20 protein-coding genes and 1 pseudogene are annotated in these 20,313 nt (G+C 67.0%); 5 read left to right on the top strand and 16 right to left on the bottom strand.

Features of this window, described 5'->3' with window-relative positions; translation table 11 throughout:
- Positions 1-13: 13 nt before the first annotated feature.
- Positions 14-943 carry an ABC transporter substrate-binding protein gene (locus AB0C34_RS20485; RefSeq protein WP_357075074.1) on the bottom strand — a complete coding sequence of 310 codons (930 nt, stop codon included), beginning with the start codon at positions 941-943 and terminating at the stop codon, positions 14-16.
- Entirely contained in the window at positions 943-2,427 is a 1,485-nt protein-coding gene (locus AB0C34_RS20480; RefSeq protein ID WP_357075071.1) for a 4-hydroxyphenylacetate 3-hydroxylase N-terminal domain-containing protein, read from the bottom strand. The genes AB0C34_RS20485 and AB0C34_RS20480 overlap by 1 nt, the downstream gene beginning before the upstream one ends.
- Before the next feature lie 164 nt (positions 2,428-2,591).
- On the opposite strand from AB0C34_RS20480, the gene AB0C34_RS20475 reads away from it, so the two are divergent.
- A complete protein-coding gene (locus AB0C34_RS20475) occupies positions 2,592-3,410 on the top strand; it encodes a carbon-nitrogen hydrolase family protein (protein WP_357075068.1) in 819 nt (272 codons plus the stop codon).
- A gap of 45 nt (positions 3,411-3,455) precedes the next feature.
- Here AB0C34_RS20475 and AB0C34_RS20470 read toward each other — a convergent pair whose 3' ends face one another.
- The 11 genes from AB0C34_RS20470 to AB0C34_RS20420 all read right to left on the bottom strand — a co-directional run bounded on the left by AB0C34_RS20470 (position 3,456) and on the right by AB0C34_RS20420 (position 12,396).
- A complete protein-coding gene (locus tag AB0C34_RS20470; RefSeq protein WP_357075065.1) occupies positions 3,456-5,024 on the bottom strand; it encodes a UbiD family decarboxylase in 1,569 nt (522 codons plus the stop codon).
- Between the two features lie 16 nt (positions 5,025-5,040).
- Entirely contained in the window at positions 5,041-5,817 is a 777-nt protein-coding gene (locus AB0C34_RS20465; protein WP_357075062.1) for an ABC transporter permease subunit, read from the bottom strand.
- On the bottom strand, positions 5,814-6,638 hold the full coding sequence (locus tag AB0C34_RS20460) for an ABC transporter permease subunit (RefSeq protein WP_357075059.1): 825 nt from the start codon (positions 6,636-6,638) through the stop codon (positions 5,814-5,816). The genes AB0C34_RS20465 and AB0C34_RS20460 overlap by 4 nt, the downstream gene beginning before the upstream one ends.
- Positions 6,635-7,486, bottom strand: coding sequence for an ABC transporter ATP-binding protein (locus AB0C34_RS20455; protein WP_357075056.1), 852 nt, complete (start codon positions 7,484-7,486; stop codon positions 6,635-6,637). The genes AB0C34_RS20460 and AB0C34_RS20455 overlap by 4 nt, the downstream gene beginning before the upstream one ends.
- Complete coding sequence (locus AB0C34_RS20450; protein WP_357075053.1) at positions 7,483-8,190, bottom strand: isochorismatase family protein; 708 nt, start codon at positions 8,188-8,190, stop codon at positions 7,483-7,485. The genes AB0C34_RS20455 and AB0C34_RS20450 overlap by 4 nt, the downstream gene beginning before the upstream one ends.
- Before the next feature lie 22 nt (positions 8,191-8,212).
- A complete protein-coding gene (locus tag AB0C34_RS20445) occupies positions 8,213-8,941 on the bottom strand; it encodes an isochorismatase family protein (protein ID WP_357075050.1) in 729 nt (242 codons plus the stop codon).
- Complete coding sequence (locus AB0C34_RS20440) at positions 8,938-9,819, bottom strand: ABC transporter substrate-binding protein (protein WP_357075047.1); 882 nt, start codon at positions 9,817-9,819, stop codon at positions 8,938-8,940. Before AB0C34_RS20440 ends, AB0C34_RS20445 begins: the two co-directional genes overlap by 4 nt.
- Positions 9,820-10,148: 329 nt before the next feature.
- Positions 10,149-10,700: a MarR family transcriptional regulator gene (locus tag AB0C34_RS20435; RefSeq protein WP_357075045.1), complete on the bottom strand. Its 552-nt coding sequence runs from the start codon at positions 10,698-10,700 to the stop codon at positions 10,149-10,151.
- A gap of 16 nt (positions 10,701-10,716) precedes the next feature.
- On the bottom strand, positions 10,717-11,220 hold the full coding sequence (locus AB0C34_RS20430; RefSeq protein WP_357075042.1) for a hypothetical protein: 504 nt from the start codon (positions 11,218-11,220) through the stop codon (positions 10,717-10,719).
- Entirely contained in the window at positions 11,217-11,813 is a 597-nt protein-coding gene (locus AB0C34_RS20425; protein WP_357075039.1) for a UbiX family flavin prenyltransferase, read from the bottom strand. The genes AB0C34_RS20430 and AB0C34_RS20425 overlap by 4 nt, the downstream gene beginning before the upstream one ends.
- 1 nt (position 11,814) lies before the next feature.
- Positions 11,815-12,396 (bottom strand): flavin reductase family protein, encoded by a 582-nt coding sequence (locus tag AB0C34_RS20420; protein WP_357075037.1) that lies wholly within the window; start codon positions 12,394-12,396, stop codon positions 11,815-11,817.
- 598 nt (positions 12,397-12,994) lie between these two features.
- Here AB0C34_RS20420 and AB0C34_RS20415 point away from each other — a divergent pair.
- Together AB0C34_RS20415 and AB0C34_RS20410 are read left to right on the top strand one after the other, a co-directional pair.
- Positions 12,995-13,156, top strand: a pseudogene (locus tag AB0C34_RS20415) (IS1380 family transposase); the annotation flags it as partial.
- 211 nt (positions 13,157-13,367) lie between these two features.
- The gene (locus AB0C34_RS20410; protein WP_357075034.1) at positions 13,368-14,057 is read left to right on the top strand and encodes a DUF4272 domain-containing protein; all 690 of its coding nucleotides are present in this window, start codon (positions 13,368-13,370) and stop codon (positions 14,055-14,057) included.
- A gap of 161 nt (positions 14,058-14,218) precedes the next feature.
- Here AB0C34_RS20410 and AB0C34_RS20405 read toward each other — a convergent pair whose 3' ends face one another.
- From AB0C34_RS20405 to AB0C34_RS20395, 3 genes are all read right to left on the bottom strand, one after another.
- On the bottom strand, positions 14,219-15,646 hold the full coding sequence (locus AB0C34_RS20405; protein ID WP_357075031.1) for a VWA domain-containing protein: 1,428 nt from the start codon (positions 15,644-15,646) through the stop codon (positions 14,219-14,221).
- A gap of 3 nt (positions 15,647-15,649) precedes the next feature.
- Positions 15,650-16,531: a MoxR family ATPase gene (locus AB0C34_RS20400; RefSeq protein ID WP_357075028.1), complete on the bottom strand. Its 882-nt coding sequence runs from the start codon at positions 16,529-16,531 to the stop codon at positions 15,650-15,652.
- Positions 16,532-16,625: 94 nt separating this feature from the next.
- Complete coding sequence (locus AB0C34_RS20395) at positions 16,626-17,909, bottom strand: glutamate-5-semialdehyde dehydrogenase (protein ID WP_357075264.1); 1,284 nt, start codon at positions 17,907-17,909, stop codon at positions 16,626-16,628.
- 113 nt (positions 17,910-18,022) lie between these two features.
- Between AB0C34_RS20395 and AB0C34_RS20390 the strand changes: the two genes are divergently transcribed.
- Together AB0C34_RS20390 and AB0C34_RS20385 are read left to right on the top strand one after the other, a co-directional pair.
- Positions 18,023-18,901 (top strand): ribokinase, encoded by an 879-nt coding sequence (locus tag AB0C34_RS20390; protein ID WP_357075026.1) that lies wholly within the window; start codon positions 18,023-18,025, stop codon positions 18,899-18,901.
- A 38-nt stretch (positions 18,902-18,939) separates the two neighbouring features.
- Complete coding sequence (locus AB0C34_RS20385; RefSeq protein ID WP_357075023.1) at positions 18,940-20,313, top strand: glutamine synthetase family protein; 1,374 nt, start codon at positions 18,940-18,942, stop codon at positions 20,311-20,313.

Here is a 20,313-nt window from a genome sequence, read left to right as displayed (position 1 = left end):
GTCGGGTCGGGCCTCACCGGGATGTTCCGGACGAGAAGAAATCGGTGACCACGACGTCATCGAACGCGACGTCATGCTCCAGCAGGCCGGCGTGCCGGCCGAAAGCGTTGAGGCCGGCGACCGCCTCGGGGGAAATCTCCGTCCCGTACCACGGCGCGTCCCGACGGACGAGTTCGGCGATCAGCCCGGCCTCGCGCGGCGGGAAGAGCCGACGGCCGACCTCGGTGGCCCGCTCCGGGTCATCGGCAAGGACCTGCTGGGCCCGGCCGAGTGCGCGCACGACTGCGGCGACCGCCGCCGGGTCCCGGGCGATCAGGTCCTGAGTGGCGGAGATCGCGGGGAAAGTGAGTCTCGAGCCGAGGCCTCCGTCGCGGCGAGCGTCGACGACCACTGTTCCGGTCCCGGTCGACTCCGCGACCTCTGCGCCCATCCCGTTGGCCCAGAAGGCGTCCACCCGGCCGTCGGCCAGCGCCTCGGCGGCCGCAACGCCGAACGATATCGTCCCCGGCGCGACCCCCGGTATCGGTCCGATCCGCAGGCCCTGCCCGGCCAGGTCCACACCGGAGCGGACGAGCAACTGCCGCAGTCCCTCGTCGACTCCGGGAGCAGCACCGATCCGCAGGTCGAGTAGTGCCTTCAGGTCGCCACGCGCGACGCCGAGATCCGACCGCACCACGAGGAACCAGTACGTGTTGCGGGAGATCGCGGCGACCAGCCGGGCGTTCCGCCAGCCGGGGAACGCGTAGAGCGGGGCATGCGCGGCCCCGGCCAGCAGGTCCAAGCGGCCGTCGCGCAGCGACGTAGCCGCATCGGTGACAGGGAAGACCAGCTCGATCGTGCCTTCGACCCCCTCGTCGGCCAGCAGGCCCAGTTCGACCGCGGCGATCGCGGGGAAATAGGACGGGGAGACGAGGTCCGGTACCCCGATTCGCAATCCTGCCATCAGGCCGCCGATCCGTCCGATGCGATCCGGCCGGACCGGTCGTAGGTACTCATCACCCGGTCCACCAATGCCTCCGCAGCGGCGAAATCGTAGACCTGCGCCATCCGTGTGCGGACGAGGAACGGGGCCCCGGCGTAGAACATCTCGTACTGCTCGTGCCGGCCCGCGAATTCCGAGCCGACCAGATCCCAGACCAACTTGAGCAGTTTGACCCGCTCAACACTGCTCCAGCCCGGTGACTGGACGTAACGCTCCAGGTCGGCCGCGGCCTCTGGGTTGTCGTAGTCGCGGATGTCGGACGGCAGCTGGATGACACCGCCGCCGCACAGCTCGCGGACCATCTGCAGCAACTTCGGGTAGAACTCCGACTGCAGGGTCTGGATGGCGAAGTTGGGCGTGCGGGCGGGCCAGGCCACGCCATGCTCATCGATCTCGCACTCCTGCTCCTGCGCCGCGACCAGCCCGCTGACCATGGCCGCGTGCGCGGCCAACTGGCCGAGCGTGCCGCGGACGGGCGGGAACGTGTCCGAGCCATTCATCGCCGCGACGCGTTGCGCCAGCCCGGTGAGCAGGTCGAGCTTCACCGAGAAGCGGATCTGTGCCTGGTTGTTGCCCAGCAGGTGCGCGGGAGTGCGGTTCCAGGAACCGGAAAGGACATCGCGGTTGCGGAAGACGAAGACCCGCTCCCAGGGCACGAAGACGTCGTCGAGCACGATCAGCGCATCGGTCTCGTCGAACTGGCTGGCCAGCGGGTAATCGAAGACGCTGGTAGCACCTTCGGCGTAGCTGCGCCGCGAGTAGACTTTCAGCCCCTGCGCGCCGAGCGGGATGGCAACCGAAATCGCGTAGTTTTCGTCTCCCTCCCGCAACGGCACGATGCAGGAGAGGATCAGGTAGTCCGAGATCGCCGCACCGGTGCCGAGCATCTGCGCGCCGGCCAGCACAATGCCATCCTCGCGCTCTTCTTTGACACCGGCATAGAGGTGCGGATCAGCCTGCTGGTGAGCGGGCTTGCTGCGGTCGATTTGCGGCGGCACGATTGCGTAACTGCAGTAGAGGTCGTTGTCACGCACGTGCTCGTAGAACGCCGTGATGTTCGCGGCGAACCGATCCCCACCCTCGGCGAAGACGTCCGCCCGCCCGGCCCAGCCGGCGAGGAACCCTGCCACGTGCTCGGGACCCCGGCCCATCAGTCCCGCGGTTGTCTCGGCCGAGAGACGCAACGCGGTGCGCCTGCGCCGCAGGTCGTCCTCGCTGCGCGGAATCAGGAACGACAGATTCACCGGATCGCCGGTGGTAGGCGACGGGTACGTCATGACCTCGCGGTTCGCGGGCGCGTTGGCGTTGTCGTAAACGTTCGCTATCGACGCGACGGCACCGGCGAAAGCCGGGTGCGCGGCGACGTCGGAGACGTACTCGCCGTCGATGAACACCCGACGCCCGTCCTTCAGGCCCGAGATGTAGTCCTTGCCAGACCGGGTCATCGCCCGTCCCTCCTCATTCCAATGAGCAGGTCCTGCCCGCCCGAGATCAATATTCAGCAAGAACAGGCAACCAAAATATCTAAGCTAAGTCAAGTGTTTAGATACTTCATCTATGTCATGCTGTATTCGTCAACGTCGCCGTCACGATCGTCAGGAGCACTCCCATGACCCAGCCTGAGCGCGCTGTCCGCGTCGCGGCCGCCCAGTTCGCGCCGACCACCGATCCGGACGCGAATCTGGATCGCATCGCGCGGTTCGCCAGGGAGGCGGCAGCCGCCGGCGCGCGGGCGCTGGTGTTGCCCGAATACAGTTCGTGGTTCGCACCGGTGCTCGACGAGGCGTTTCTGGCCGGAGCCCAACCGCTCGATGGCCCATTTGTCCGGGCGATCCGCGCGCTGGCCGCCGAACACGATCTGCTGCTCATGGCAGGCATGGTCGAGGCAGCGACCGACCCTGCGGACCGACGCGTCGCCAACACCCTGGTCGCGACGGATGGCCGGTCCCCACTAGTGGTCTACCGCAAGATCCACCTCTACGACGCCTACGGCGCGCGCGAATCCGATTGGATGCGTCCCGGCGATATCGGCGCGCCAGGGACCATCGGGCTGGGAGACCTCACCGTGGGTCTGCAGACCTGCTACGACCTGCGCTTCCCGGAAATCAGCCGGCGGCTGGTCGATGCGGGTGCCGATCTGCTCGCCGTCCCCGCCGAGTGGGTGGCGGGACCGCTCAAGGAAGATCACTGGACCACCCTGTGCCGGGCCCGGGCGATCGAGAACACCTGCTACTTGGTTGCCGCCGACCACACACCGCCGGTCGGGGTCGGCGCCAGCATGATCGTGGACCCAGTGGGCCGGGTGCTTGCCCACGCCGGACAGCATGAGGGGCTCATCACCGCAGACCTCGACCCGGCGGCAGTCGTCGCGGTCCGCGACACCAACCCCGCGCTTCGGCTGCGCCGGTTCACGATGACGCCAGCGTGAACAGTCCGCGCGGGGGCCGCGCTCACGCCCGGCCCCCGCGCGGACTCACGCGCCGTGCAACTTCGCACCGGTCTCCAGATAGCGGCCCAGTACGGCCAATGCCGCCTCTTCGCGGTTCTCCTCCGTCCAATCTCCTAGTTCATAGCCGTGGACGGGGGCGGCGAGATCGAGTGGTCCGAGGCCGAGGTCGTTCCAGCGCCGCACTGCGGCGTCCATGTACGGTTCAGCGGGCAGTGACGTCGGCGGGTACGGGTGCGACCGGGTCGCGTCGATGAGCATGGCCGAACCGCTCGCCACCGGATCCGCACCGAGCGGCAGTGGCATCGACGGGTCGAGCCGGGGCAACTTGTCCCCGAGAACCTTCACGTCATGCGCGGGCTGCGTGCGGAAACTCAGTGCCCACACCACCGACCCGAGATCGGACGGATCGACATCGTCGTCCACCGCCACGATGTACTTACCCATCGACGGCTCGTACCCCGAGGCGGCGTACAGCGCCTGCCACGCCTGGCCCGGTGACGGGTCCTTCATGCGGATGACGAAGAACATGTTGCAGGTTGCCATCTCGTAGAAGGTCACGTCGACGACCGAGGAGATGTTGCAGGACTGCTGCAAGAACCGCCGATAGACGTTCTCGAACCCGATCTTGCGCATCAGCGTGGACTCACTGGGCGGAAACTCGCTGATGAACGCCTGCACCACTGGCCGCTCGCGATGCGTGATCGCGGTCAGCTCCAGCACCGGCGACAACGTGCGCGGGCCCATGTAACCGCTGGCCTCACCGAACGGGCCCTCCGGCTCCAGGTGCGTCGGGTCGATCCGGCCCTCCAGGATGATCTCCGCCGTGGCCGGAACCTCCAGGTCCACTGTCTCGCAGCGTACGACCTCCAGTGGGCGGCCCATCAGCCCGCCCGCGACCGCGTACTCGCTGACCCCGAACGGCACTTTCTGCACGCTGGCGAGGCCGACCGCCGGGACGGCGCCGAGTACCACCGCGACCTCGAGCGGTTTCCCCAGCTTCCGCGCCTTGCGAAGGTGGATGGCGATGTGCTGACTCGGGGTGTCCATCTGCAGGCCCACCACACCCGGCCCCTTGATCATGCCGCGGTAGGTTCCGACGTTGTACTCGCCGGTCTCCGGGTCCTTGGTGACCCAGTACGGCGAGGTCAGGAATGGCGCGTTGTCGAAGCCGGGCGTCGAGATGGGATGGGGAAACGCGTCGACCCCACCCGAGGACACGATCTCATCCCCGAGCAGAATCCGCTCCTTGCACGGCCCGGTCTCGACGATCTCGGGCTCGATCGGCTCGGACAGCGCCCGCTGCCAGACCTCACCGAGCCGGTCCAGATCGGCACCGAGTGCATGGGCGTAGACGCGACGCGACGCTGCGAAGGTGGCGATCGCCACTCCGCCGTCGAACCGCCTGCCCCGGCTATCGGTCACATTCTCGAAGAGGAAGGCCCGGCGCTTCTCCTCCGGCAGTCCGCGGAACTGTAGGCGGACCAGCGGCACCAACTCGGTATCCTTGTCCACCGGTGCGGTGACCCGCACGAGCAGGCCCGACTCGTCCAGTGAATTCAGGTAGTCACGAAAGTCCTCGTACGGGTAGGTCATGTGGTCCTTCCTCGACTCAGGCGACATAGCGACGGGTAGCGCGGGCAACGACCGCGGCCACCAGGTTGACAGCGAGCCCGATCAGACAGGTGACAGCCACCAGCCCGTACACCGTCTCACTCTGGAACTGGGACTGGGCGAGGCTGATCTGCTTGCCGATCCCGTCGACCTGGGTGATCAGCTCGACGACGATGGTGATGATCAGTGCCAACGGGGCGGTGATCTGCAGGCCCAGCACGATACTCGAGCTCAGGGAGGGCAGCACGATCTTGCGGAAGGTCTCGAACCGGCCCAGATGCATTACCCGAGCCGCTTCCAGCCGAGCGACATCGAGCTCGCGAGCAGCCGCGCGAGTGGCCAACAGCACCGGCCACAGTGACGTCACGACCACGACGGCGACCGTCATCGAGCGCGTGTAGCCGATGACCAACACCGCGACCGGCACCATCGCGCCGGCCGGGATCGTCCGGATGAACTCGAAGGTCGGACCGAGGACTCGGTCGGCGACGGGAGCGCGACCCACGCCGACACCCAGCGCAGCCCCGACCACGACGGCGATCACCAGAGCGAGCACGAAACTCAGCAGGGTGGTGAATATCGATGGCCACAGTGCGCCCGCCGTACCGAGATCGCCGAGCGCCGCGAACCAACGGCTCGGTGGGGGGAAGTAGGGATCGTCGGGCGAGACCAGCAGCTGCCACAGTACGAGCAGCACGACCAGTGGCAGCAATCCGCGAAGTGGCGGGATCCCGGACGTGCGCCGCCGCTGGCGCGCCGGTGCCGCGCTACTCACAGCGACCCCGCAAACCGCGGCGCAAGCAGCCGCACCGCGGCGGTGAACAGCGCGTTCAGCGCCCAGCCGACCAGCCCGATCGTGAACAAGTAGGCGAAGACCTGCCCCGGCTGAAAACCGCGCTGCACGAACACGATCCCGAAGCCCAGGCCCTCGGGGTTGCCGAGCATCTCGGCGATCACGGCGAGGGAGACCGCGAGGGCGAGAGCCAGCCGGACGCCGACGAGGATCCGCGACACGGCTGCGGGCAGCACGATGCTGCGCCACACCTGTACCCGGCCGAGGTTGAACGTTCGGGCGGTGTCGATGAGGCCCGGATGTACCCCGCGTACGCCCTCGATCGTGGCGATCAGCACCGGCCACAGGCACACGTACATGATCAACACGAGCTCCATTTCCTGGGAGAACCCGAAGACGAGGAGCGCGATCGGCACGAACGCGATGGACGGTAGCGAACGGAGGACCTCGACGCTGGCCATCGACCAGCGCCAGGCGACTCCGGACAGCCCCAGCCAGACGCCGATCACCACACCGACCGCGGTGGACACCACCCAGCCGATCATGGTGACGCTGAGGGTGTGCCCGATCTGCGCGGCCAAGTCGCCTTGCCCGGCCAGCTCACCGAACGCGCGGACAATGTCCGAGGTCGGCACGAAGTTCTCGAAGGAGCGGAGAACCGTGCGAGCCAGCACCTCCCACAGCACGGCCAGCGCCACCAAAAGCCCGAGCCCCGGCAGGTTGAGCCACCGCCGCCGATGGCGGCGAGCCGGCTGCTCCGGCGCGGCCCCGTCCGAGGGGGCCACCGCGATCTGAGCACTCACCGTGCCGCACCCTTCCGCTCGCCTCGCACTGCGGCGTACAGCTTGTGCCGCAGTCGCAGGTACTCGGCGGACTCCTTGGTGGCGACCTGGTCCCGGTCCGGCCCGAGCGTGCTGCGCAGGTCGTGCCCCACTGCCGACGGCCTACCCTCGAGCACGACGAGGCGGGTACCCAGGTAGGCGGCCTCCTCGATGTCGTGGGTGATGAATACGACCGTCATCGAGGTCCGCGCGTGGATGCGCAGCAGCTCGTCTTGCAGGCCTTCCCTGGTCATGGCGTCGAGTGCGCCGAAGGGTTCGTCCATGAACAATACCCGCGGCCGAACGACCAGCGCCCGCGCGATCTGCACCCGTTGCTGCATGCCGCCCGACAGCTGTGCGGGGTAAGCGCCATGCCGGTCGGCAAGCCCGACGAGTCGCAGCGCCTCCATCGCCCGTTCCCGGCGCACGCCACGATCGCGGACCGTACTCTCCAACGGCAGTTCGACGTTGGCGAGGGCGGACCGCCACGGCAGCAACGACGACGCGTAGTTCTGGAACACCATCACGCCGGCGGACGGCGGGCCGTCCACCGGGATGCCGTCGATCTCGAGCACCGAGCCCTCGGTCGGGGCGACCAGTCCGCCGAGTGCCCGGAGCACCGTCGTCTTGCCGACGCCGGAAGCACCGAGCACACACACGAACTCGCCCGCCTCGATCCGCAGGTCCAGTCCCTCGACGATCCGTCGTGGACCGGTGTCGGTCGGGACGTCGATGCACACATCGCGACACTCGATGGTCACTCCGGTGGTTGCCGAATCCGCGACCGACATCGAATTGGTCGCAGTGACGCGGTGTCTCGGGGCACTCATGCTTGCCCCTTCGCAACTACGCGTAAGTACTGGCAAGCGTCGTCCAACGTAACGACCGAAGCGTACTTTTGGTTCATCTCGTAGAGGTTCACCGCGTGCGAGGTCGGTGCGCGGTCGAAAACGCAATCCTCCACCACCCAGACGCGGTAGCCGTGTGAGAACGCGTCGACGACCGACGCACGCACGCACCCACTGGTCGACGTGCCGCAGACCAGCAGAGTGTCCACGCCGTGTCGCTGCAGGAAAGACGTCATCGGAGTGCCGAAGAACGCCGATGCCTTGGTCTTCTCCAGTACGTACTCCGACTCCAACGGCGCGATCCGCGAGACGATCGGGGCGCCGTAGACGCTCGCGATCTCGTCCGGCCGGGTGCCCTTGACCGAGTCGCCCGCGTGAAACTTGTCGACGACACTGCCCTTGGTATACACGACCGGCACGTCGGTCTCGCGGGCCAGATCGAGCAGCGTTGCGATCGCGTCGATCGCCCCCTCGCCCGCCGGCCCACAGCTCGTCCGGTATTGCTCGATAGCGTCGAGGATGCCCTCGCCGGCGCGGCCGGCGAAGGACTCGACCACGTCGATCACCATGATCGCAGGCCGGCTGCCCGGCTCGAGCAGGCCGCCGAAGCGCGCGGCCTCGTAGATACGGCGTTCCTCTTCGGGAAAGACCGTCCGCCAGTCCGGGACCTGTACAGGGTCTGTCATGGTTGTTCCTCTCGTCCGTGGCTCATGCGCCGGGCCGCAGCGTGGCGAGGTGTTCGAGCACCTCGCCCGTGTCGACTACGTCGCCGTACTTCATGTCGATGTCCAGCAGGGCCGCCCAATGCGGGGAGTCGACCCGGTCGAACGAGGCTTCCCGCGCGACCGTCACCCGGTAGTTATGGGAAAAGCCGTCGACCGCGGTCGCGTAAACACAGCCGCTCGATGTGCCGCCGCATACGATCAGGGAATCGACCCCCCGGGCGATCAGATACGCCGCGAGCCCGGTGCCGGCGAAGATACTCGGCTTGTCCTTGGCAAGCACCAGTTCACCCGCCCGCGGCGCGATCTCGTCGAGTACCTCGTTGTCCCTACTGTCGCCGCCCGTGCCACCGTCCTCGACACCGCGGGTGTTCTTGGCACCCCACAATCCCGGCTCGTACGCGGGACTGGCGGGATCTCGCATCGTGCTGAACACGATCGGCACCGCCGCGGCCCGGGCGGCGGTCAGCAGCTCGCGGATCGGTCCGAGCGCCGCCCACGCCCGGTCACCGCAGGAGCGCCGGTTGACCTCGATCGCGTCGAGTATGGGCAGTGGCTCGGGGCCACAGAAGCTGTAGGTTGCGTCGACGACCAGCAGCGCGGGGCGGGACCCGAAGCCGAGCCGGTTACCGTAGCCGGCCTTCGCGAGTGTTTCCAGCTCCTCGCGCGGAAAGTGCGCCTCCCATTTGCGGATGACATCGGCCGGCCGGGTCATTTCGCCCACCCCGGCAGGACGTCGGCGGGACTCACGCGACCCTTGAAATTCCCGAACTCCCGGAGCAGCTCGATCCAGGTCTCGGTGTCGGCGCCCTGCACCGACGCGAGATCGGCCGCGGTCGTCTGGAACCTATAGTCCGGGATCCGGGTCTTGGCGAGTACCGCCTTGCTGGCACCCGTGTACGTGCCCATCAGCTCCAGGGCATCCGCCTGGTTCGCCGTGATCCAGTCCGCGGCCTGGGCCAGTGCGGTGTTGAACTTCAGTACCGTCTCCTCGTTGGCATCCGCCCAGCCCTTGGACGCGAGGAAGATACCGAGGAACGCCTCGTCGCCGAGCGAGCGGAACGGCGAACCGAGTGAGACTCCACCGTTGGCGACCGTCATGCTCGCGAACGGCTCGATCTCCTCGATGCCGTCGGCCCGGCCCGCCCGAAGGGTGTCCGGCAACTGCGGCACCGTACCGACGACCCAATTGGCCTTGTCCAACGGCGCACCAGCCTGTTTGGCCGCGTTCAGCACCGCGTAGTGGATGTTGCCGGTGAGCGAGAGCGCCCCGAGGTTCTTCCCCTCCAGCTCGGCGTAGGACGTGATGCCGCTGGCGGCCGAGGCGACGAAGTCGGTCTGCGGGTTGGCCTTCGAATCGATCGCGCCGCCGGTGATGTTGGCGAGCGCGATCCGATGGGCGGCAGCGGTGATCAGCGCCGGCTGCGTGCCCATCGCGACGTCGAACTGCCTGCCGAGCGTCGCGAGCTGGTCCGAGATCGAGACGTTCGATACCTGGAAGGTGACCTTCAGGCCCTGCGCCTTGAAGAAGCCCTGTTTGTCGGCGACGACGACCGGCAACGCGGTGCCGGTGGGCGCGATCGCGACTCGCACTGTGTCGGATGGACCGGACGTGCCCGACGATCCGCTCCCACAGGCCGCGAGTGCCGGAACCAGGGCTGCGCCCACGAGGGCCAGAGCGCGTCGCCGCGTCAGGATTCCCCGCGACGCGAGCCTGCCGAACGGCCCAGTGGGTCCTCGGTGCTCCATTGCGTACCTCTCCTCATGCTGGGCGTGTAACACGCCTCACTAATGAGAGAAGACGCTAACTTCAGTACTAGACTCAAGTCAAGTACTTTGGCCAGTTGCTGTGCTGCGCTCGCTGTCCGGAACGGACCCGGCTCACCACATACACCAGGGCGAACTCGCGCCCAGGGCAGCAATCAGACGTTCTCCGGTTGGATGCGACCCTCGCGCAGCGCCTCGGCGATCGGCGACTCCGCGTCGATCCCCACGTAGAACGCGAAAATCGACAACGCTGCGATGCGCTGATGTTCGCTGAGGGAATGCTGGAAGTAGGCCACGTGGCGATGTACTTGCTCGTCGATTTCACGCAGCACCTGCACGCCGGCGTCTGTGGCCTGGACGAAGGTGACTCGCTTGTCCCGCTCGGAATGCATGCGGGTGACGTAACCCTCGCTCTCGAGCTTACGGACCAGCCGTGAGGCGAAGGCCGCGGGAACATCGAGTCGCTCGCCGAGCCCACTGATAGTCAGTTGCTCACCGTCACGGATGCCGTAGGTTTGCAGCAATGCCTGGTGTTGCAGCGGATCGAAACCGCGTTTCTTGGCTTCCTCGTTGATGATCCGAGTGACCCGACGCATCACGTAGCGCGCTTCGGCGATGTTGAACGTGTAGGAGCGGAACTCGGTCGCCCGTTGGCTCGCCCCGATGTCCGACCAGGTCGCATACGCCCGCAGTGCTCCGTCGTCCATCAGTCACCACCCCCCTCTAATCGGAACCGTCCTGGAGGCCCAGCGCAACGGCACCGAGGCGCCGTGCGACATCCTCCCAGCGGGACATTATCTCCTCCGGTTCGTGGACCGCAAACATCAGGGGCGCGGTCAGCTCCGCATAACCGACCTCGTCCACACGCACATCCACAACCCGAAGAGTGAGCGCGCGCAGCGCGCGTTCTGCCAGCTCGCCCGATGGCGCCGCGGCGAGGGGCCTGCTACCGGCACACCGCAATGAGGCCGACACCGCGGCCCCGTCCACGACCCAGAACAAGGTGGCCGCGCCGGAGCGCTCGATATTGGTCGCCGATCGACTGCCAGACCACACCGCCACCAGCAGCAGACTGTCAGCGACGACGTGCACCTCGGCGCGGCTCAGCAGGGCGACCCGCGGCGTCCCCGCTTCATCCACCGACAACAGCAGCAGCGCCTGGTCGCGAGGCTGAGCAGAGGCAGTCAGGTCGGCGATGTGTTCAGCGGACAATCGTGTCCCGGTCATATGCCACCGCCGGGGCTCTGCGGCGGCCCATTCCAGCGGTTGACGAGATCGTGCTCGATGTCGAAGAGGTCGAGGACACGCCCCACCACGTGGTCGACCACGTCCAGCACGGTCTGCGGCTTGTAATAGGTCCCGATCACCGGAGGCACCGCGATCGCGCCGAGTTCAGTCGCCGCCAGCAGATTGCGCAGGTGGCCGAGGTGCAGTGGGCTCTCCCGTGGGACCAGCACGAGCCGGCGACGTTCCTTGAGGGTCACGTCCGCGGCGCGTGCCACCAGGTCCGGCGTGGCGGAGTGGGCGATGTGCGAAAGGGTGTTCATCGAGCATGGGACGACGACCATGCCGCGCACCCGAAACGAACCGCTGGCGATCGGCGCAGCCATGTCCTCCGGTCGGTGCACGAAGTCGGCCAGCGCCTCGACGTCGGCCAGACCCCATGAGGGCTCTTCCAGCGCGAGGGTCCGGCGCGCTCCGCGGGAGATCACGAGATGGGTCTCGATCCCAGCCGCGCGCAGCGCTTGCAATGTCCTGATTGCGAGGATCGGAGCGGACGCACCAGTGACGCCGACGATCAGTCGCCCCACAGTTCCCATCTCAGGAGGCCACGGCGGCCAGGACCGCCGGGTCCCCGCCGTCCCAGGCGATCGGAAGCGGAAGCGGCGACCGATACTGCACTTCGGGGTGCAGCTGCTGGTAGCGACCGCCGAAGTACAGCAACGGCTCGCCGTGGGTCGCAATGCCGACCCCTGTCACTCTGCCGACCAGGATTGCGTGCGTGCCTGCGGAGGTATCGCTGTCGACCGTGCAATCCAGGAAGGCAAGGGCATCCTTCAGGGCCGGCGATGACCAGCCCGCGTCCGTCGCCAGCCACTCCGGGGCCAAGCCCTTGTCCGAGCCCGGTCGCGCGCAGTGGTTCGAGATGGAAACTGCCGCCGATCCGAGGATGTTGACGCCGAACCGGCCGCCACGCGTGATGTGCCCGTAGGTCCGGGTGGCACGATTGACGCAGATGAGCACCAGCAACGGATCGTCGGAGACCGAAGAGAAGGCTGTGGCGGTCATGCCGATAGGCCTGCCCTCCTCGTCCCACATCGAGATCACGTTGACGCTCGACGCGAAGCGGCCCAGCGCCGAGCGGAAACCGGTGCGGTCGAGATCGACTGCCCGCAACTGCATGAGTCCTCCCTAGAACGACTAGGAGAAAGTATATATAAGTACCGTACTTGAGACAAGTAGTTGCACGGTAGCTGCCCTGAACATCGCCGGGTGACCGGTTTGCCGGGCGTCCGGGCCAACAAGCCTGACTACCGAATGGCGTACGGCACCCTCCACACACCACGACATACGCGAACTTACAGTCGAATTTCAGACGCTGGTTCGTCGACGACGGAGGCGTCGTCACGGCCGTCCCCACATAGCGTGGCCGAAGCGAGCGAGTGCTGCCATTCGAGCCCAACCTGAGCCAACCCATAGGGGGTGGTCGACAGGCGGTTGCGTTGCAGTGCTCAACCTGGAATTTCCGCGAAAGTTCGCTCGTCGGGGCGGATGGAACGCGAAAGCGCCTGTCCCGCAAGGCATAATGGTTCTCAACGGTTCCACAAACCTGAGTGAAAGGCACTTCGCAGGTGAAGTATCGCAACGCTGGGCCGGATACGAGCGAAACCCTGCGGTGACCGTTCGCATGCGTTCGGGGTGGCCGCATCGACGACCACGATGTGGCGGCTGGTCGACCAGCGGATCGTCCGCCATGCAGTCGCCCACCCGCCGGTCTGGAACTGGGGCCGAACTCATCGGCTACGTCGACCACCCCGATCTGGCGACCCGCGAGATCGACACCGTCCGCGGCCGTGTGCCGCACATCGACGCCCGCCGCACCCGACGAGCCCGGCTTCGCATCGACACCATCTGGCGGTGGGCCACCGCCATCGCCGCCGCCTCCGCGCCGCATTCACCTGACCCCAACCCCACCGTCCACTCGACCCGAAAGACCAACCGGACCTGGCGAAACCCACCCCACCTGGCGAAACAGGCGGCTTCGTCGTGTCAGACAACAACCCGAAATCAGACCCCACCAACCACCCCTCTCGACCACCGACAACAGACCCACCGGCACGCGATATCGATGCTAGTTGACAGAAAGGTGTGCAATGACGCTGTCCACACGAATTCGATTGGAACAGCACGGCGTGAGATTGAAAGCGGAACACCTTCCTGAAATCGACGAGGTTTTTTCCGTCCGTCTCCGCTCTCCTACCGAAATAGCCAAACGAATAATTGCGCTACACGCATTGCTCGGGGTCATTTTCCACCGCGACCCCCGGGAGGTCAAAGAATGGATGGAGAAAGAGAATTTCCTGCATGAACTGACCGAGCGAGAAAAATGGGCATTCGAATTGACCGAGTTGCCCGAAGCGGAGATGCTGTGGCGACAGCGGGCGATGCAAACGAACCTACTGACCTGGCGAGCAGAGTCCCTCTACGTACTACTGTGGGCTTCGGGAACAATTCCGACCATGATCGAACCCGATGAAAGAATGGACGGCTCATCGGTTATCGACCACTTGCCCGGATTAGGCGATCCTTTGCAGCCATTTATCCGAAGCGTCACACTCCGCCCGCGGCAGGAGATAGCCGAAGAGCTACACTATTATCTTGCCCTACGCCTATGCGAAGGGGTCATGGATAACATCGACCCTCAGGTGGTGGAGGAACGATATTATGCATTGTATTGGATTGCATGCGCGGACGATTCAGAATGGGATGAAGTCGAAGACGACGATGAAAACGTAGTCGAATTCGAATTCGAGGTAGAGGTCGAGGTCGAAGAAAAAGACTAGCGGATACGATCGTTCGTCCGGAGTCTGCGGCCGCAAGACCGCCTGACATCGCCTGGACCGCTCGATCAGCCGGACGAGATCGTCGCTTATCCAGAAGATCGTCTTGCCCGTCGCAGTCCAGCGACCGGCAAGACGACCTTCGCCCGTTCGAGGTCGACTCCTCAGACCGGCAGCAGCCGGGACACCACGGCGGTCAACTGCTTCGCCGACCGGCATTCGTGCATCTCGATCACTTGCCCGTATCTGTCGGCGGCGGAATCGCCCGAACCCCACTGGTTGCGCGGCTCCGGGTTGAGCCAGTGTGCATGCTTGGCGATATCAACCAGTGATCGCAGCGTCGTCAACTCCGGATCTCGGTAATTGGTGCGTGCGTCACCGAGAATCAGCAGCGAACTTCGGCTGGTGACGGCATCGGGATAGTCCCTGACGAATCCGGCCAACGCATTGCCGTAGTCCGAGTGCCCATCCACGCCGACCACACTCGCCTCGGTGAAGATCTTCGTCATCGCCGTGTCGAGTCGGGTGTGCGGATCGAAGAACCGGGTCACCTCGTCCACCTGGTCGACGAATGCGAAGATCCGCACCCGGGAGAACTGTTCGCGCAGCGCGCTCACCAGCAGCAACGTGAAGTTACTGAAGCCTGCCACCGACCCCGACACATCGCACAGCAGCACCAACTCAGGGCGACCGGGACGCGGTTTGCGGTGCACCAGGTCGATCGGCACTCCGCCGGTCGACATGGATTTGCGCAGGGTACGCCGCAGATCGATCTCGCCGCGCCGAGAGTGCCTGCGCCGCGCGGCGAGGCGCGCCGCGAGGATGCGCGCAAGGCGCTGCGTGCCACGCTTGAGCTCGGCCAGTTCGGCCTCGGAGGCGCGCAGGAAGTCGACATCCTCGGCTTGACGGGCGACGCCGTAGGTCGCGACACGTTCCCGGCCGATCCGTTCAGCGGCGCGCCGCCTGGTCTCGGCCTCCACGGTCGCGCGGAACCGGTCGATGCGTCGGCGCACCGTACGGCGGGCGATCTCGGTGTCGAAAGCATTGGCGTCCGGTCCGGCGGCCAGCCCGGCGACGATCTCGGCCAACAGGGTCTGCGGCTGCACCTCACGTAATGCCTGATACGCCGAAAATGAAGGGCCACGGGCAGATTGGTACTGACCGAGCTGTTCGACCAGCTGCGCGGCCAGCGCCGCCAGCTGCGCGGTGGCTGCCTCCTGCCCGAGCAGGCGCGCGAGCAGCTCACGCAACGCCGGAATGTCCACGTCGCCCAAGCGGGTGTGCGGAATCTCGACCTCGTCCGGCGCCGAGGTGCGTTCACCTACCGCGGCCGGAAACCACAGGTCGAACATTCCATCGAAGGTCGCGCGGTGCGTGGTGCGCCGCAGCAACGCACAGGCCAACCCCTCGCGCAGGACTTCGCGGTCCATCAGGTCGAGCACGGTCACCACACGACCCGCGTCCACCGTTTCCGAGGGACCGACCGGAATTCCGCGCGCCCGCAGCGCCGCCACGAACCCGACCAGATGCCCGGGCAGTCCGTTCGACGCAGCCAATGGCGCAAGATCCGCGGGGACCGATCCGGTCGCCATCGCTCAGGCCAGCTTCAATTCGGCCAGTGCGCGCTGATGGTCACTGCGATGTTTGAGCACGACGCCGAGGGTGGCACGAACGGCGGTGTCGTCCAGATCCGTCAGCCCGAGCGCGAGCAGCGTGCGTCCCCAATCGATCGATTCGGCGACCGAGGGCAGCTTCTTCAGTTGCATGCCGCGCAGGACGTGCACGATCCGCACCAGCTGTGCGGCGATCGCGGCGGACAGCTCAGGGACCCGGCTGGCCAGGATCCGTCGCTCCAGCTCCTCATCCGGGAAGTCCAGGTGCAGGTAGAGACAGCGGCGCTTGAGCGCCTCGGACAACTCGCGGGTGGCGTTCGAGGTGAGCACGACGAACGGCTTACGGCTGGCGGTGATGGTGCCCAACTCCGGGACGGTCACCGCGAAGTCGCTGAGTACCTCGAGCAACAATCCCTCGATCTCGACATCGGCCTTGTCGGTCTCGTCGATCAGCAGCACCGTGGGATCGGTACGCCGGATCGCGGTGAGCAGCGGCCGGGAGAGCAGGAACTCCTCGGTGAAGACGTCGGCCTTCGTCTCCGCCCAGTCGTTCTCGCTGGAAGCCTGGATACGCAGGATTTGCTTGGCGTGGTTCCACTCGTAGAGCGCGCGGGCCTCGTCGACGCCCTCGTAGCACTGCAATCGGACCAGCTCGGCACCCGAGGTCTGCGCGATCGCGCGGGCCAACTCGGTCTTGCCCACACCGGCCGGTCCCTCGATCAGCAGTGGCTTGCCCAGCCTGTCCGCAAGAAATACCGACGTAGCGGTGGCCGTGTCCGCGAGGTATCCCGTCCTCGCCAACCGGTCGATCACGTCATCCACCGATCCGAAGACCGGTTCCTGCCCCGCACTCTCCGATGCCACTCGCTGCCTTCCTTCCGAACCACCACTCACGCTACGGGAGCGCGGACCGACTCGACGTCGGTGTGCGCCGCACGGGGCGCCGCGCGCCGGAACGCTAGACCGGCCGAATCTGGCCGTCTCCCCAAACGATCCACTTGGTCGAGGTCAGTTCAGGCAGGGCCATCGGACCGCGGGCGTGCAGCTTCTGAGTGGAGATGCCGATCTCGGCGCCGAATCCGAACTGCTCGCCGTCGGTGAACGCGGTGGAGGCATTCACCATGACGGCCGCGGCATCGACGCGACCGGTGAACTCGCGGGCAGCGGCCAATTCGCCGGTGACGATAGCCTCGGTGTGGCCGGTACCCCAGGTGTTGATGTGCTCCACCGCCGCGTCCAGGTCGGCGACCACTTTGAGTGCGATGTCGAGCGTCAGGTATTCCTCGCCCCAGTCGGCGTCGGTGGCCGGAACCTGGCCGGGCAGGTCGCCGTGGATGGTGACGCCGTGCTGCTCGAGCGCGCTGGTCAGGCGAGGTAGCGCGCGGTCGGCGATGGCGGCATCGATGAGAACGGTTTCGGCCGCGTTGCAGACGCTGGGGCGGCGGGTTTTGGCGTTGATCAGGATCTGCTCGGCCATGTCCAGGTCGGCGGCGGCATGCACGTAGACGTGGCAATTACCGGTCCCGGTCTCGATGGTGGGCACCTGCGCGTCCCGGACGACCGCGTTGATCAGACCGGCGCCGCCGCGCGGAATGACCACGTCGACCAGGCCGCGCGCCTGGATCAGATGGGTCACGCTGGAGCGATCCTCGCTCGGCAGCAGCTGCACCGCGTCGGCCGGGATGCCCTGTGCGGCAAGCGATTCCCGGAGCACCTCGACGAGGGCCGCATTGGAGCGAGCCGCCGAAGCAGAGCCGCGTAGCAAGGCCGCGTTGCCGGACTTGAGCGCGAGCCCGAAGGCGTCGACGGTGACGTTCGGCCTGGCTTCGTACACCATGCCGACCACGCCGAGCGGGACCCGCACCTGTTTGATCTCCAGGCCGTTCGGCAAGGTCGAGCCCCGGACGACCACGCCCACCGGATCCGGCAGCCCGGCCACCTGGCGCAGCCCGGAGGCGATGCCGTCGATGCGCGCCTTCGTCAGCCGCAGCCGATCCAGCAACGACCCCTCCGTACCCGCCGCCTGCGCCGCGGTGACATCGTCGGCGTTGGCAGCGAGTACCCGGTCGGCGGCGGCCAGTAGCGCGTCGGCCGCGGCATCCAACGCGTCGTTCTTCTGCGCGGTCGTCAACTGCGCGAGCGTTCGCGACGCAACCCGCGCCTTGCGGGCGGCCTCGTGCACCGCCGCGCGAACATCCGGCCCGGTCGTCGTTCCTACCGTCATGCGTATCAGCCTACGCACCGGGTTCGGCACCGATTTCACCCGCTGGGCAGCCTAGACCGCGCCGAAGGCGCTGACGACGCGAGGACGATGGTGCGTGCGAGACGCGCGGTCTGCGACTAGCGTCCGGCACTATGACGGCCGAAACGGGCGCACCGATGATCGTGGTGCTCGGCAGTATCAACATGGACCTGGTGACGACTACCGCGCGGCGGCCCGTCCCCGGTGAGACGGTTGTGGGCATGGAATTCGTGATGGTGCCGGGAGGGAAGGGCGCCAACCAAGCCATCGCCGCGCAGCGCGCCGGTGCGACGGTGCGGTTCCTCGGGGCCGTCGGCGACGACGTGTGCGCCACCGAACTCCGCCGTGCGCTGACGGATTCCGCGGTGGCGGTCGATCGGTTGCGCACCGTCCCCGGGCCGAGCGGCGTTGCCACGATCATCGTCGACCGCGCTGGTGAGAACAGCATCATCGTGGTCGGCGGCGCGAACGCGCGGATGACCGAACTCGACGACGACGACCTGGCGGCGATAGCGGCTGCCGACATCCTGCTGTGCCAGTTGGAGCTCCCGATCGACACGGTGACCGCCGCCGCGGGTCACGCTCGCGCGAACCGGACGACGGTCGTGCTGAACCCCTCGCCGGCCCGCCGGCTTCCGGCCGACCTTTCGGCGAATGTCGATGTGGCCGTGCTCAATTCGGGTGAATACGACCAGCTTCGCCCCGACCTCACCCTGGTGCCGCACGTGGTCGTCACCCGCGGCGCGGCCGGCGCCACCTATCGCGGGCCCGACGGCACGCTCCGATCCCAGCACAGCCCGAAGGTGACGGTCCGCGACACCACCGGCGCGGGCGACGCCTTCACCGGTGCACTCGCCGCCACCTGGCACCGTGGGCCGGAATGGGCGCTGAACTGGGCCTGCGCGGCCGGCGCCCTCGCGACGACCAAGCTCGGCGCGAGCAGCGCCATCCCGACCGAAGCGGAGATCGCCGCCGCGGTGGCCGCCGAGTAACGACCCGCGGCGCACTCGTCGCGCTTATCGTGGTGCGCATGGCCCCGACGCCGGATCGCATTCCCGTCGACGGCGACGCCGACACGGCGCTCGGCGGGTTGACCGCGTCCATGGTCGCGCTGAGTTTCGTCGACAACGCGGGTATCGCCCGGGTGAAGGCGGTGCCCGCGCAGCGGCTCACGCATGCGGCCCGATTCGGAGTCGGTGTGTCCCCGTGCTTCGAGACCTTCGCCTTCGACGACCTGATGACAGTCGGGCGATACCTCGGCGGTCCCGACGGCGATCTGCGGCTCGTCCCGGATCTATCGATGCTGACCGAGCTGGCCTGTCAACCGGGCTGGGCGTGGGCGCCCGCCGACAAGTTCACCCAGGACGGCACCCACTTCGTCGCCTGCCAGCGCCATTTCGCGGCGCGTCAAGCCGAGGCGGCGCGCGCGATCGGGCTGCGGTTGTCGATGTCCTTCGAGACCGAATGGTCGGTCGGCCGGGAGGACGACACGGACGACTTCACGCCGGCCGTGTACGGCCCCGCCTATGGCATGATCCGGCTCGGCCAGGTCGCCGATTACGGCAAAGACCTGGTCGCGGCGCTGACCGAGCAAGGCATCACAGTCGACCAGTTCCACCCTGAATACGCACTCGCCCAGCTGGAACTGTCGATCGAGCCGTCCGATCCGGTCACCGCCGCGGACGAAGCGGTGCTGGTCCGGCACACGATCCGCCAGGTGAGCGCGCGGTATGGGTGGCGCGCGTCGCTGGCGCCGTGCCTCGAGCCGAGCGGCTCCGGTTCCGGCGCGCACCTGCACCTGTCGGTACACGACAATGAGGGCCCGCTGTTCTCCGGTGGCGACCGGCGGTACGGCATGCGGCGGGCCGGCGAGGCTTTTCTGGCTGGAGTGTTGCGGGAACTGCCGGCGCTGGTCGCGGTCGGCGCGGGCAATCCGGCGAGCTTCCTGCGGCTGGTGCCCTCGCGCTGGGCGGGCGTGTGGCAGTGCTGGGGCCGCGAGACCAGGGAGGCGGCGCTACGTTTCATCACCGGTGTGCGCGGAACAGAGCAGTGGGCGGCCAATGCCGAGATCAAGTGTTTCGATGCGACCGGAAATCCGTACCTGATCATCGGTTCGGTGGTCGCGGCCGGACTGTCCGGCATCGCCGACGAACTTCGTCTGCCCGCCGAAATCACCGGGGATCCCGTGACTTTCGATGCGGAAGCCCGCATGATGTCGGGTGTGCGCCGATTGCCGACCACCCCGACCGAAGCCGCCGACCGACTCGACGAATCGGGGGTGCTCGCCACCGCCATGGGCGTGCAATTACACGATGCGCTGCGCACCGTGCGCCGCGCCGAGGCCGAGCGCTACGGCGCCGCGAGCGCCGACGAGCTCGTCGCCCTGACTCGTTGGCGGTTCTAG

The sequence above is a fragment of the Nocardia sp. NPDC049220 genome (assembly GCF_040647855.1).
Lineage (GTDB): Bacteria > Actinomycetota > Actinomycetes > Mycobacteriales > Mycobacteriaceae > Nocardia.
This window is presented reverse-complemented; position numbering and strand designations above follow the sequence as displayed.